This is a genomic window from Blastococcus sp. SYSU DS0753 (genome assembly GCF_054051175.1).
On record NZ_JBJHAT010000014.1, the window covers coordinates 67,092 to 80,798 of the forward strand.

Genomic DNA, 13,707 nt, shown 5'->3' on the forward strand with positions numbered 1-13,707 from the left:
CGCATTTCCCCCGAGCCCCTCGCGCATTCATCGACCATTCCCCTCGCTCGCCTCCCCGCCCTTGCGGAGCCCCCTTCGGGCGCTCCCACCCGGTCCGGGCCGGCGCACCCACCCCGAGGAGAACCGGCTGGTAGGAGCAGTGGTGCGAGGACGTGCCGGCTGGTCCGAGGTGGCTCGACCGCGAGATCCCACGGTCTGCGCCGAACCGAGAAGCGTGGTGGGCTGCGGTGGGAATGCAGCAGCACGGCACACATGCAGGCGCGAACGAACGAGTTGTGCCCTGTCGATCTCGTGGACGGTGCGCGGATCCGGACGACCCGCCACCGACGACTCGCCCGCCACGCCTCGGCTCACCGCTCGAAGAAGGCCGGGCGCCTACCACGAGCCGTGATCCGATCGGCTGTGCGACATGGTGCCGTGAGGTAGATCACGCACGTGCCGACGGATCGGCACCCTCGATCGGGCGACTCCGCCGGCAGCCGCGCTGACCGGCAGACCTGCGCGGCGCGCTACGCCACCCTGGGCAGCAGGCGCAGCCGGGCCCAGAAGCCGGTGCTCGTCATCGACCCCTCACGGGAGGACCGGTCCCGGGCCTCGGGCTCCGCCGCGTCGTCGGCAGCCGCCCCCGCCGGATCCTCGGCCTCGGCCTGCACCGCCGGACGGAGACGGGGAGGTGGCACGGGCGCCAAGCGGTGGACGTCGGCCGGTCCGTACGCGGACGCCGGCGCGGCGTGGCGGCCGTAGCTCTCGGCTCCGGAACTGCGGAGGACGACCGTGGCGCTCATCGTCGCCGGGTCGGCATCGTGATCCACCGTCCACGGCACTACCGCTGCATGCTCATCGGATTGCCCCACACCTATCTCATCGGCAGCCGAGGTTGCGTCCGTGACGCTGCCCGGTCGACAGCGCGGCGGCTCCCCCCTCCGGGTGATCCGGGCCTCGGGACGGGTGAACCCGCGCCGTCCCGAGGCCGATGCCCCTGCCATGCACCAGCCAGACCAGGACGCTGCCCTGCGGCGGCGCCCCGGCCGCGCGCTGCTCCTGACCATCGGGTTGGTCGCGCTCTTCGCCACCGGCATCGGGCCGCGCCCGGCCGGCGCGGCGTGGGACCGGACCTACGACGTCGTCCTCTACAACCTGCCCTACCTCGCCGCCGCGGCCGTCTGCGTCATGGCGGCCCGGCGGGTGCGGTCGGAGCGGATCGCCTGGGGCACGCTCGCCGTCGCCCTGGCCCTCGGCGCGCTCGGCAACGTGCTGCGCGTGCTCTCCGCCGGGTTGCAGGGCAACGAACCGTCGTCCACCCTCTCGCACGCGGTCATGCTGGTGGCCTACCTGGCCATGTACGTGCCGGTCGTCGTGCTGATCCGCACCCGGGTGCCGCGCTTCCACCCGAGCATGTGGCTCGACGGGGTGGTGGCCGCCCTCGGCAGCCTCGCCGCCGGCGTCGCCTTCCTCCTGGGCCCCTACCTGCTGACCGCCCCCGGCGAGAGACCGGTGGCGGCCGTCGACCTCGCGGCACCGATCACGACGATCCTGCTCATCGGCATGGTCATGGCCGTCGGCGGCATCCTCGGCGTGCGCCTCGACCGCACCTTCGTGCTGCTCGGCGCCGCGCTGGGCCTGATCTGCCTGTCGGACCTCATCCTGTTCGGCCTCAAGGTGCAGGGCACCTACGTCGACGGCGGGCCGCTGGAGCTCGGCTGGCTCCTCTCCGTCGTCCTGGCCGCCGCGGCCGCCGCGGGCGCGGTCGAACCGCCCCGGCTCCTCCGCAGCGGCGGCTCCCGCACCGGCTGGCGGCTGCTCGCCGTGCCGCTCGCCTGCCTGGTCGCCAGCCTCGTCGTGCTCAGCCCCTGGTCGCAGCCCGTGCCCGACGTCGCCGGCTGGCTGGCCATCGGGTGCGTGCTGGCCGGCGTCGTCCGCATCGCCGTCACCTTCCGCGAGGTGCGCGGGTACAACCAGGTCAAGCTGGAGTCGCGCACCGACGAGCTCACCGCCCTCGCCAACCGCCGGGCGCTCATCGAACGGGCCCAGCGGGTCGTCGCCTCGGCCACGCCAGAGCAGCCCGCCGCCCTCCTGCTGCTCGACCTCGACGGGTTCAAGGAGATCAACGACAGCCTCGGCCACTCCGCCGGCGACGACCTGCTCCGCCAGATCGGGCCGCGGCTGCTCGGCTCCCTGCGCGCCGGCGACGTCCTGGCCCGGCTCGGGGGCGACGAGTTCGCCGTCCTGATGCCGGCCGCGGCGGCCGACGAGGCGCGGGCGCTCGCCGAACGGCTGCGCGAGCTGCTGCTCGCGCCGTTCACGGTCGCCGACGTCCGGCTGCACGTCGGCGTCAGCATCGGCGTCGCCACCACGCCGGCCCCGGCGGCGACCGTCGAGGAGCTGCTGCACTGCGCCGACGTCGCCATGTACAGCGCCAAGCGCGCCCGCGAGGGGGTGCACGTCTACGTGCCCGACCCCGTCACCGGCACCGCCGGCAGCGACCGCCTGCGCACCATGGAGGAGCTGCGGACCGCCCTCGACGGGGACGAGATCTGCGTCTTCCTGCAGCCGCAGGTGGATCTGCGCGACGGCCGGATCGTGGGCACCGAGGCGCTGGTCCGGTGGAACCACCCCACCCGGGGGCTGCTCTCCCCCGCCCACCTGCTGCCGGCGGCCGAGCAGGCCGGGCTGCTGCGACCGCTCACCGACCGGGTGCTCGAACTGGCGCTCACCGCGGCCGCCCGCTGGTGGCCCGAGCGCGAGGTGCCGGTGTCGGTGAACCTGTCGGCGGCGAACGTCACCGACCTCGACCTGGCCGGCAAGGTCACCGCCGCGCTGCACCGACACGGCCTGCCCGCACGGGCGCTCACGCTGGAGCTCGTCGAGGACACCCTCATGGCCGATCCCGAGCGCGGCCGCACGGTGCTCGCCGACCTGCGCGCCTCGGGCGTGCGCACCTCCATCGACGACTACGGCACGGGGTACAGCTCGCTGGCCTACCTGCGGCACCTCCCGGCCGACGAGCTCAAGCTCGATCGCAGCCTGACCGCCGACGTCGACCGCGACCCGCGGGCGGCGGCCATCGTGCAGAGCACAGTCGCGCTGGCCCACGCCCTCGGCCTGAGCCTGGTGGCCGAGGGGGTCGAGACGCTGGCGACGAGTGCCACGCTTGCCCGCCTCGGGTGCGACGTCGCGCAGGGGTACGCCCTCGCGCGCCCCATGCCGGTCGAGGACTTCCTGGACTGGCTGGCCGCCTCCGACTCCGGGCTCGTCGACGCGGCCCTGATCCCGCAGCTCAGCCGGGGGTGGACCCCCGACTGACTCCGCCGGGTGAGGAGGACACTCCGGGGTGACGCGCGACCGGGCGACACGCCGACCACGATCACCACGCAGCGTTGCTGTTTGTGGACTATGAGCGGGTGACGCCGCCTTCCCCTGCCCCTGACCTGCTCGCTTCCCCCGTCGCCTGGCGCGACCTCGCTCCGGAGATCCTCCGGCAGCGACTCGTGATCGAGGGCTACCCGGCCGCGCCCGTGGACGACGCCCAGATCCGCACGTACCTCTCGGCCCTTTCCCGCGAGGTGGACATGGTCCAGCTCCTCGAGCCGGTGACGCACCGCTCCGACCTCTACGGCTGGGCCGGCTGGATCCACTGGGAGACCTCGGGCGCGCACTTCTACGCCTGGGAGCAGCCGCGGCTGTTCTTCTCCGTCGACATCTACACGTGCAAGGCGTTCGACCCCGACGTCGCCGTGGCGTTCACCGCCGACTTCTTCGCCGCCCGCACCGTCGTCGCGAAGTCCTTCTGACATGGCCCTCCGTCTGCTGGTGGCGCACTCCCCCGCCGAACGGGACGCCGCACGCCAGGTCGAGGCCGACGTCTTCCTGCAGGCCTTCGGCAACGCGCCCGAGCTCTTGGAGCAGGAGTACGGCGACTACGAGGCGCGGTCGCGGTTCGTCGCGGTGATCGACGAGGAGAGCGGCGCCGCCCTCGGCACCGCTCGGCTGATCACCGCCGGCGACAGCCCGGTGAAGACCCTGGTCGACGTGGCGGGTGGCCCCTGGCGGCTGCCCGTGGCCGACAGCCTGGGCGCCGTCGGCCTCGAGCCCGGGACCGTGTGGGACGTGGCGAGCCTCGCCGTGGACCCCCGGTACCGCGCCGGCGCCGCGGGCGCGGAGGTCAGCGTCGCCCTGTGCCACGGCATCTGGCGGTACGCCCGCAATTGCGGGATCCCCGGCATGGTCACCATCCTCGACGACCGGGTGCACCGGCTGGTGCGTGCGATGGGCCTGCCCTGGCACACGATGGCGGGCGCGACCTCCCAGCCCTACCTCGGCTCCCCCGCCAGCACCCCGTGCGTCTTCGTCGTGCGGACGGCGGAGGCGGAGGTGTACGCGGCCCGCCCGGACCTCGCACCGGCCCTGGACCACGGCGTGTTCCGCTCGATCACCGTCGACCCGGCCGACCTGGCAGCCACCCGCGGCGTCCTCGTCGAGCCGGCCGAGCCGGCGCTCGCGGAGCCGTTCCGCCGGGACACCACCGGATGGCGGCCGCCGGCGTCCCGCCGCACGGATCAGGTCACGAACCCGGCCGGCGCGTAGGTACCGGACCGCCGGCGCTGCTCACGCGGCCCTGACAGCGCCGGCGGCGAGCTGCTCCTGGTACCAGGCGTAGGTCTCCTCGAGCCCCGTCCGGAGATCGATCCGGGCACGCCAGCCCAGGCCGTGCAGCTTCGAGACGTCGAGTAGCTTGCGGGGTGTGCCGTCCGGCTTCGAGGTGTCGAACTCCAGACGCCCCTCGTAGCCGACGACGTCGGCGACGAGTTCCGCGAGCTCGCGGATCGAGAGGTCGGCGCCCACCCCCACGTTGATCGGCTCCGGCTCGTCGTAGTGCTCGAGGAGGAACAGGCAGGCCCGCGCGAGGTCGTCGACGTGGAGGAACTCCCGGAGCGGTGCGCCGGTGCCCCACACGACGACCGACGGCGCGGCGGCGAGCTTGGCCTCGTGGAACCGACGGATGAGCCCGGGCAGCACGTGGGAGTGCTGCGGGTGGAAGTTGTCGCCGGGCCCGTACAGGTTGGTCGGCATGGCGGAGATGTAGTGGACGCCGTGCTGCCGGCGCAGCGCCTGCACGTGGAGGACCCCCGCGATCTTGGCGATCGCGTAGGCGTCGTTGGTCTCCTCGAGCGGCCCGGTGAGCAGGCTGTCCTCACGGATCGGCTGGGGCGCGAGCCTGGGGTAGATGCAGCTCGAGCCGAGGAACAGCAGACTGGTCGTGCCGTGACGGGCGGCGGCGTCCAACACGTTGACCTGCATGCGCAGGTTGTCGGAGATGAAGTCGGCCGGGTAGGCGCTGTTGGCCAGGATGCCGCCGACCTTGGCCGCCGCCATCACCACGGTGGCCGGCCGCTCCGCGGCGAAGAACTCCTCGACCGCGGTCCGGTCGCGCAGGTCCAGCTCGGCGGAGGTCCGCGTCACGAGGTTGGTGAACCCCTCCGCCCGGAAGTGCCGCAGCACGGCACCGCCCACGAGGCCTCGGTGGCCGGCGATGAACGTCGAGGTGTCTCGAGAATGAACAGTCGTGGACAAGGCCGTTCCCTTTCCGCCGCCGGGCTGCCAGGCTAGCGCCCCTCAGGAGCCGGATGTACCGGTTCCGGGCCGACAGCCAGAGGTACGTGCGATGTCGAAATCCGCATTGATCACAGGCATCACCGGCCAGGACGGCTCGTACCTCGCCGAGTTCTTGCTCGACAAGGGCTACGAGGTGCACGGCATCGTCCGCCGGTCATCGAGCTTCAACACCGAACGTCTGGAGGACATCTACCAGGACCCCCATGCCCCGGACCGACGCCTGTTCCTCCACTACGGAGACCTCGCTGACGGCACCGCGCTCACGAACCTCCTGCGGGAGGTGAACCCCGACGAGGTCTACAACCTCGGTGCCCAGTCGCACGTGATGGTCTCGTTCGACCAGCCGGTGTTCACCGGCAACGTCACCGGCATCGCCGCGATGCGGCTGCTCGAGGCCGTCCACGCGGCCCGCGTCCGCACCAGGATCTACCAGGCGTCGTCGTCCGAGATGTTCGGCGCGACGCCGCCACCGCAGGACGAGGACACGCCCTTCTACCCACGGAGTCCGTACGGCGTGGCCAAGCTCTACGCGTACTGGGCCACCCGCAACTACCGGGAGGCCTACGACGCCTACGCCGTCAACGGCATCCTGTTCAACCACGAGTCGCCGCGGCGCGGGGCCACCTTCGTCACCCGCAAGGTGACCCGTGCCGTCGCGCGGATCCAGGCGGGCCTGCAGGAGAAGCTGTACCTGGGCAACCTGGAGGCGGTCCGCGACTGGGGCTACGCGCCCGAGTACGTCGAGGGCATGTGGCGCATGCTGCAGCAGTCGGAGCCGAGGGACTACGTGCTCGCCACCAACACGGCGTACACGGTGCGCGACTTCGTCCGCATGGCCTTCCTCCACGTCGGGCTCGCGTGGGAGGACTACGTCGTCCACGACAAGCGCTATGAGCGGCCGACCGAGGTGAACGCCTTGATCGGTGACTACTCCAAGGCCAAGCACGAACTGGGCTGGGAGCCGAAGGTGCTGACGCCCGAGCTGGTGGAGATCATGGTGGACGCCGACATCAAGCTGCTCGACGACGAGCGGTGCGGCCGGCTGGTGCGCATCGACGCCTGACCCCCGACGCCTGATGCCACCCCGCCTGCCGTCGAGCAGGCGGGGTGGCATCGTGCCGTCGGCAGCGCGGACGCGGATCCGGCGGGCACCGTCGACGTCCCCGCCGGGGACGATCCCGGCGGGGACGGCGACGGATCAAACGACGGAGCGGAGGGCGGGGCGGAGGGCGCGCTGCCAGCCCCCGGCGTACTGCGAGGTGCTCAGCGTCATCGCCGCGGTACCGGTGTCACCGGCCTGCGGCCGCGGCTGGTAGGCCAGCTGGCTCACCTGCGCCCCCGAGCCCTCCGCCGCCTCGGTCCACCCGGCCGCCTCGGTGATCGCCACGCTGCCGCTGTCCGCGCCCGCCCCACCGACCAGCATCGCCCCCGGCGTGAGGGTCGTGACCCCCGGGACGTTCAGCGCCTTGCTCCGATAGCTGTTCACCCGGATTCCGGCATCGCTGTCGAACGGGTTGCCCGCATCCACCCCGCCGAACGCGGTCACCACCGCATTCCACTTCTGCGCGGAGGACAGCTGCCACGTCCACGACGCCGGCTCCGCCGCCGCATCGGCGACCACCCGGTAGTAGACGAACACCGTCGCCAACGACCGGATCGCCAACGGCTCCACCACCGCCGACCAGCCCGCCGGCACCGACGTCACCGACGGCGCGTCGTTGGCCGTGAACTGCGCGATCAGCACATCCCCCGTCGCCACCCCCGCCGGCTTGCCGATCGTCACCGACGTCACCGCCGCCGTGCTCACCGCCTGCGCCGACGCCCCGGCCACGACCTCCCCACCCACAGGCGGCGGACCCGCCGGCTCGGTCACCGTCACCGTCTGCGACGCCGGCGCACCCGCCCCGGCCCCGTTCGACGCCGTCAACGTCACCACGAACGACCCCGCCGCCACGAACGTGTGCACCGGGTGCTGCTCCGTCGACGTCGACCCGTCCCCGAAATCCCACGCCCACGACGTCGGCGACCCCGTCGAGGTATCCGTGAACGCCACCTCCACCGGCGACTCACCACCGGCCACCGACGACGTGAAGCTGCTCGCCGGCACCCCGACCGGCGCCGCCGGCTCGGTCACCGTCACCGTCTGCGACGCCGGCGCACCCGCCCCGGCCCCGTTCGACGCCGTCAACGTCACCACGAACGACCCCGCCGCCACGAACGTGTGCACCGGGTTCTGTTCCGTCGACGTCGACCCGTCCCCGAAATCCCACGCCCACGACGTCGGCGACCCCGTCGAGGTATCCGTGAACGCCACCTCGACCGGCGACTCACCACCGGCCACCGACGACGTGAAGCTGCTCGCCGGCACCTCCCCGGTCACGGGGGGCGGCTCCTCACCGGGCGCGGCGGGGCGGAGGGCGCGCTGCCAGCCCCCGGCGTACTGCGAGGTGCTCAGCGTCATCGCCGCGGTACCGGTGTCACCGGCCTGCGGCCGCGGCTGGTAGGCCAGCTGGCTCACCTGCGCCCCCGAGCCCTCCGCCGCCTCGGTCCACCCGGCCGCCTCGGTGATCGCCACGCTGCCGCTGTCCGCGCCCGCCCCACCGACCAGCATCGCCCCCGGCGTGAGGGTCGTGACCCCCGGGACGTTCAGCGCCTTGCTCCGATAGCTGTTCACCCGGATTCCGGCATCGCTGTCGAACGGGTTGCCCGCATCCACCCCGCCGAACGCGGTCACCACCGCATTCCACTTCTGCGCGGAGGACAGCTGCCACGTCCACGACGCCGGCTCCGCCGCCGCATCGGCGACCACCCGGTAGTAGACGAACACCGTCGCCAACGACCGGATCGCCAACGGCTCCACCACCGCCGACCAGCCCGCCGGCACCGACGTCACCGACGGCGCGTCGTTGGCCGTGAACTGCGCGATCAGCACATCCCCCGTCGCCACCCCCGCCGGCTTGCCGATCGTCACCGACGTCACCGCCGCCGTGCTCACCGCCTGCGCCGACGCCCCGGCCACGACCTCCCCACCCACAGGCGGCGGACCCGCCGGCTCGGTCACCGTCACCGTCTGCGACGCCGGCGCACCCGCCCCGGCCCCGTTCGACGCCGTCAACGTCACCACGAACGACCCCGCCGCCACGAACGTGTGCACCGGGTGCTGCTCCGTCGACGTCGACCCGTCCCCGAAATCCCACGCCCACGACGTCGGCGACCCCGTCGAGGTATCCGTGAACGCCACCTCCACCGGCGACTCACCACCGGCCACCGACGACGTGAAGCTGCTCGCCGGCACCCCGACCGGCGCCGCCGGCGTGGTCACCGACACGGCGACGGATTCGGCCGACCTGTTCCCGGCGCCGTCGACGGCGGACACCGTGTAGCTGTACGTGCTCGACGGGGCCACCATCGTGTCCTCGAAGGATGTCGCGCCGGTCACCGTGGGACCCACGACCGTGCCGTTCCGCGTGACCCGGTAGGAGGTGACCCCGACGTCGTCCGTGGACGCCGTCCAGCTCACCGTCACCTGACCGGAGCTGTTCGCGGTGGCGGTCAGCCCGGAGGGCGTGGACGGTGCCGTGGTGTCCGCCGCGGCACCGTTGAGCGCGAGCTCGGCGTGGTAGTAGCGGTCGGTCTCGTCGTCGTCGCTGGCGAGCACGACCAGCCCCGACGCGGCGGTGACCGGGGCCTTGGCCGTCGTCGCGTTGTTGAGCGACGCGCCGGGCCACGTCAGGAGGGTGGCCCGAGGCGTGAAGGACAGGCTCGCGCCCAGCGGCGCGTGCCGGTAGTAGACGTCGCCTCCACTCTCCGTCGTCATCACCACGTACAGGCGGCGGTTGGTGGCGTCCAGCGCCAGCTGCGGGCGCGTGAGGTTCTCCCCCACGGTGGCCGCCGTCGTCGCCGTCCACGTGCCCGACGAGGACCGGGAGAGCACGCGGATGCTCGGGTCGGACGAGGAGTCACTGGAGGAGTCGCCGCGCGAGGTCTTGATGGCCGCGTACACCCGCCCCTGGTCGTCCTCGACGAGCGCCTTGAGGTTGACGTGGTCGTCCGCGCTCCGGGTACCGCTGAGGGCGGTCTCCATCGTCCACCCGCTGGCGTCCGGGGAGCTGTCCTGGTGCACGGCGAACCGCATGACCTGGGAGCCCTGGTCCGACCACATCACCCCGATCCGGCCACTGAAGGCCACGATCGCGGAGATGTCGTCGGAACTGATGTCGTTGTCCGACACGGGAACCGGGAATGGCGCCGTCCAGGTCGTGTCGTCCGTCGTGGAGTGGGCGACCCACACCTGGTCGTCGTCGGTGTAGGTGACCCACAGCCGCCCGAGGCTGTCCCGGGTGATCGTGACCGACTCGACGGATCCGGTCGCGACCGACTTCGGGAAGCCGGCATCCATCGCGTACGTCTGCGTGCCCGCGTCGTAGCTCAGCCGCGCCGCCTGGATCGTGCCGCTGGTCACCCGGCTCGCGACGAACAGGGTCCCTCCCTGCCACAACGCGTCCCCGGTGCTCGCCGCTCGCCCGTCCACGACCGTGCCGGTGTTCTGCCAGGTGTGATCGGGCAGCAGGCGGTGGATCGTCACGTCGGGATTGCCGTCGGCGCCGTTGCCGCTGGTCCGCATGAGCGCCCACCAGGCACCGTCGTTGAACCACAGCTTGCTCTGCGGCTTGTCCTCCGTGGGCGCCGGGCCGGCGTCGGCGAAGGGCGGCCCCTGGTACATCTGCGGAACGGGTTCGGCTGCGCCCGCCTCACCCGCGCCGAAGGCCTGCACCGATCCCAGGCCGACGACCAGCGCGACCAGCAGCACGAGGACCCGTGCCCGCCGCGAGGATCCGGACACTGACTGCACGCGGTTCTGCTGCATGGGAGTCCCCTGGAAGAGGCGGCCGAACGACCGGGTGGCCACGTGACCGGAAGGCCGGATGGGCGGAGCGCAGCCTAGGGATCGCCGGGACCGTCTGACGCCGGCCGATCCTGCCCGGACCGCGCCTCCGGCCCGCCGTCACAGCGCGCCGACCAGCGGCTATCCACAGTGACGCAACGACCCATCAGTCGAAGGCGCCGGAGTGCGCGAGCGCTGCGACCAGGTCGGCGACGTCTTCGTGCACCCGGTCCGCGATCTGGCGCTGCGTCGCGCCCTGGCCCCAGCCTTCGCCGGCCGGGTCGATGTAGGTCACCGACACCTCGGCGCCGTCTGCCGCGGCGCGCACGGCGTCGTGCACCTCGTCGTCGGACGCGGGCGCACCGCCGGGCGCCCACGGGGCCACGACGACGACGACCGCGTCAGGTGCCCGCCGCTCGACCGCCGCGAACGCCTCCTCCGCCCCCTCGCCGACGGCGTCCGCGGACGCCGGGCCGACTTCGGTCTCGTGGAAGACGACCACCTGGGTGGAGTCGACGACCGCTCGCTCGACCAGGTCCGCGAAGGGCGGATCCCCCGCGTACCCCCCGTCGTCCGCGGTTGCGACCGCCAGCTCCAGCGGGGTGCCTGCGGCGGCGAGGGACGACGCGAGCACTGCCGGCCAGCCATCGGCGGCCGGCTGCCCGCCGGCGGAGATCACCGGGTCGTCGCTGACGACGACCGTCGTCACCGGGTGGACCGATCCCGAGGGGGGTGCGGCGGTGGCGCCCCCGGTCGCTGACGGCCCGGCGACGGAGGGCCCGGCGACCGACGACCCGGCCGGGGGATCGGCGGCGGTGCCGGCCCCCTCCGGCTGCGTCCCGGCGGCGCAGGAGGTGCTGACGACGGTCGCGCACCCGATCAGCGCGAGACCGAGCAGCCGGGCCGGCCGGTCTGCCACCTCAGTACGCACCGGAGCCGCGGACGACCGCACCGACCGTCTTCCACAGGATCATGAAGTCGTACGCCAGCGACCAGTTCTCGACGTAGCGGATGTCCATCCGCACCGAGTCGTCCCAGGTGAGATCGGACCGCCCGCTGACCTGCCACAGCCCGGTGATCCCGGGTTTGACGAGGAACCGACGGCGCATGTCGAAGCCGTACTGCTCGACCTCGGACGACAGCGGGGGGCGCGGTCCGACCAGGGACATGTCGCCGGCCAGCACGTTCAGCAGCTGCGGCAGCTCGTCCAGCGAGTAGCGGCGCAGCGACCTCCCCACCCGGGTGACGCGGGGATCGTCCCGCAGCTTGAACAGCACTCCGTTGCCGTCGTCCCGCGCGGCCAGCTGCTGCACCATGCCGTCCGCACCGGCCACCATCGTGCGGAACTTGAGCATCCGGAAGGTGCGCCCGTGGCGGCCGACCCGGTCCTGGCGGTAGAGGACCCCACCCCTGCTGGTGAGGCCGACCAGCAGGGCGATCCCCAGCAGGACCGGCAGCAGCACGATGATCGCGCCCGCCGCCGCGGTGCGGTCGAACGTCTCCTTGGTCAGCCGGCGGACCCCCCGCAGCTCGGGCCGCTCCATGTGCAGGAGCGGCAGCCCGGAGACCGGACGGATCTGCACCCGGCTCCCGACGATCTCGGTCATGGCGGGGGCCAGCAGCAGTTCGGCGCGGGTCTCCTCCAGCCCCCACCCCAGCCGCCGGAGCGCGGGTCCGTCGAGCTCGGGGCACGGCAGGACGGCCACGGTGTCCACTTCGTGCTCCTTGACCACCTCCACGACGTGATCGAGGTCCCCGAGCACCGGCAGGCCCTCGTAGCCGGACGCCGAGCGCTGCCCGCCAGGCATGCAGAACCCGATCACCCGGTAGCCGTGGGTCAGCTCGCGGTTGATCTGCTCGTGCAGCGCCGAGACACCGTTCCGGTGCCCGACGATGATCGCGGTCTGCAGGAAGTGCCCCCGCGCTCGTCGCCGGTGCAGGACTGCACGCTGCGCGTACCGCTGCGCCAGCGTCAGCACGGTGGCCAGGGGCACCGCGATGACCACGAACCCCCGCGCGAGCTCGAGCTGGAACGCCCAGGAGATGGTGCCGACCGTTGCCAGGAGCAGCATGGCGGCGAAGGACACCCGCCGGAACTCCTCGGGCCCCACCCAGAGGAAGCGCTCCTCGTAGCACCGGGTCAGCAGCATGAGAGCCACCCAGAGCAACGGCAGGACCACGACCATGAGCTTCAGCGCGCCCGGGTTGACCAGGACGACACGCTCACCGGAACGGAAGCGCACTTGGTAGCCCACCAGCGCGGCGACGAGCGCACCCAGCGCATCGCCCACGGCGATCCGGCGCACGTATGCGCCCCGCCACGCCCTCCGCGCCTCGGTACCAGCGCCGCGCAGCCACGCGGACCGGATGGCCCCGCGCCGGAATCGCACCGTCGCCTTCGCCTGGCCGACCGTAGTCACGCACGCCCCCTCACGCACAGTCACGCCGAGCGGTGCCCCGCCAGACGGACCGGTCACCTCCGGATGCGTCCCGTCGCCGGGACCGGAGGGGCCTGGCCGGCGAGTCCTCGCCGGACCCGCGCAACATAGCGAACAAGTGACCTCTGGTGGGCCTGCCGGTGACTGGCAAGCAAACTACGGAGAGCTACCTGACGCTGGAGGCCCTCACCGGGACGGCCATCGGCGACCTGGGCCGGTCCCCGGAGCTGCACCGTCTGCTGTCGGCGCTGTACCAGGAATCCGTCGACAGCCCACCGTCACCACAGGAGGCGGTCCACCCCGCCCTGCGGTGCCTGAAGGGGCACCGGGGCCACCCAGTCGCTGCGGTTCCACTTCGACAGCTTCGCGATCACCGCGCTGCTGCCCATCGCCATCCCGACCACCGGGAACCGTGGGGACTTCCTGTACTACCCCAATCGCCGGCCGGTGCGGCGCCGGGCCCTGGCGAACCTGGCCGACAAGGCGCTCTACCAGAATCCCGCGACGGTCCGGCTGGTCGGCTCGCACCGCTTCCGCGCCGTGCGCCCTCCGCAGCGGCTGGAGCTGGCCCCGGGGAACCTCTACGTCTTCTGCGGTTACCGGACGCTGCACGGGAACGACCGCTGCGATCCGGATCAGCTCCGGGCGACCGCGTTGTTCCACTTCGGGGACCCGCACCTGAGCGATCCCCTCGTCCGGCTCCTGCAACGGCGCGTCGAGCGCCGCGCGGCGAGCGAGTCGGCTCCCGCCTGACCGGCGCCCGGTGACGAG

General features: G+C 72.7%; 10 protein-coding genes. 5 read left to right on the plus strand and 5 right to left on the minus strand.

Translation table 11 applies throughout. The features are described 5' to 3' along the window. Nucleotides 1-509: 509 nt before the first annotated feature. Nucleotides 510-785: a hypothetical protein gene (locus tag ACI799_RS12490; protein WP_456613194.1), complete on the minus strand. Its 276-nt coding sequence runs from the start codon at nt 783-785 to the stop codon at nt 510-512. Between the two features lie 199 nt (nt 786-984). Here ACI799_RS12490 and ACI799_RS12495 point away from each other — a divergent pair, with 199 nt between their 5' ends. The 3 genes from ACI799_RS12495 to ACI799_RS12505 all read left to right on the plus strand — a co-directional run bounded on the left by ACI799_RS12495 (nt 985) and on the right by ACI799_RS12505 (nt 4,584). Beyond that, complete coding sequence (locus tag ACI799_RS12495) at nt 985-3,303, plus strand: putative bifunctional diguanylate cyclase/phosphodiesterase (protein WP_456613195.1); 2,319 nt, start codon at nt 985-987, stop codon at nt 3,301-3,303. A 98-nt stretch (nt 3,304-3,401) separates the two neighbouring features. Then, the gene (locus ACI799_RS12500; protein ID WP_456588331.1) at nt 3,402-3,791 is read left to right on the plus strand and encodes an S-adenosylmethionine decarboxylase; all 390 of its coding nucleotides are present in this window, start codon (nt 3,402-3,404) and stop codon (nt 3,789-3,791) included. A gap of 1 nt (nt 3,792) precedes the next feature. Next, entirely contained in the window at nt 3,793-4,584 is a 792-nt protein-coding gene (locus ACI799_RS12505; protein ID WP_456613196.1) for a hypothetical protein, read from the plus strand. Between the two features lie 21 nt (nt 4,585-4,605). On the opposite strand, the gene ACI799_RS12510 is transcribed toward ACI799_RS12505, so the two are convergent. Next, nucleotides 4,606-5,571: a GDP-L-fucose synthase family protein gene (locus ACI799_RS12510; RefSeq protein ID WP_456613197.1), complete on the minus strand. Its 966-nt coding sequence runs from the start codon at nt 5,569-5,571 to the stop codon at nt 4,606-4,608. A gap of 91 nt (nt 5,572-5,662) precedes the next feature. Between ACI799_RS12510 and gmd the strand changes: the two genes are divergently transcribed. Next, nucleotides 5,663-6,676 (plus strand): GDP-mannose 4,6-dehydratase, encoded by a 1,014-nt coding sequence (gene gmd, locus ACI799_RS12515; RefSeq protein WP_456613198.1) that lies wholly within the window; start codon nt 5,663-5,665, stop codon nt 6,674-6,676. A gap of 135 nt (nt 6,677-6,811) precedes the next feature. Here the strand turns inward: gmd and ACI799_RS12520 are convergent, their stop codons facing one another. From ACI799_RS12520 to ACI799_RS12530, 3 genes are all read right to left on the minus strand, one after another. Then, on the minus strand, nt 6,812-10,465 hold the full coding sequence (locus ACI799_RS12520; RefSeq protein ID WP_456613199.1) for a PKD domain-containing protein: 3,654 nt from the start codon (nt 10,463-10,465) through the stop codon (nt 6,812-6,814). Nucleotides 10,466-10,664: 199 nt separating this feature from the next. Next, entirely contained in the window at nt 10,665-11,417 is a 753-nt protein-coding gene (locus ACI799_RS12525; RefSeq protein WP_456613200.1) for a hypothetical protein, read from the minus strand. Nucleotide 11,418: 1 nt separating this feature from the next. After that, nucleotides 11,419-12,804, minus strand: a complete 1,386-nt coding sequence (locus tag ACI799_RS12530; protein WP_456613201.1) for a sugar transferase — start codon at nt 12,802-12,804, stop codon at nt 11,419-11,421. Between the two features lie 579 nt (nt 12,805-13,383). On the opposite strand from ACI799_RS12530, the gene ACI799_RS12535 reads away from it, so the two are divergent. Beyond that, nucleotides 13,384-13,689 carry a hypothetical protein gene (locus ACI799_RS12535; RefSeq protein ID WP_456613202.1) on the plus strand — a complete coding sequence of 102 codons (306 nt, stop codon included), beginning with the start codon at nt 13,384-13,386 and terminating at the stop codon, nt 13,687-13,689. Nucleotides 13,690-13,707: the final 18 nt, after the last annotated feature.

Excerpts from the sequence above, each read along its gene's own strand:
- ACI799_RS12490 (WP_456613194.1), bottom strand. The coding sequence starts at position 785 with ATGAGCGCCACGGTCGTCCTCCGCAGTTCCGGAGCCGAGAGCTACGGC.
- gmd (WP_456613198.1), top strand. The coding sequence starts at position 5,663 with ATGTCGAAATCCGCATTGATCACAGGCATCACCGGCCAGGACGGCTCG.
- ACI799_RS12495 (WP_456613195.1), top strand. The coding sequence starts at position 985 with ATGCACCAGCCAGACCAGGACGCTGCCCTGCGGCGGCGCCCCGGCCGC.
- ACI799_RS12505 (WP_456613196.1), top strand. The coding sequence starts at position 3,793 with ATGGCCCTCCGTCTGCTGGTGGCGCACTCCCCCGCCGAACGGGACGCC.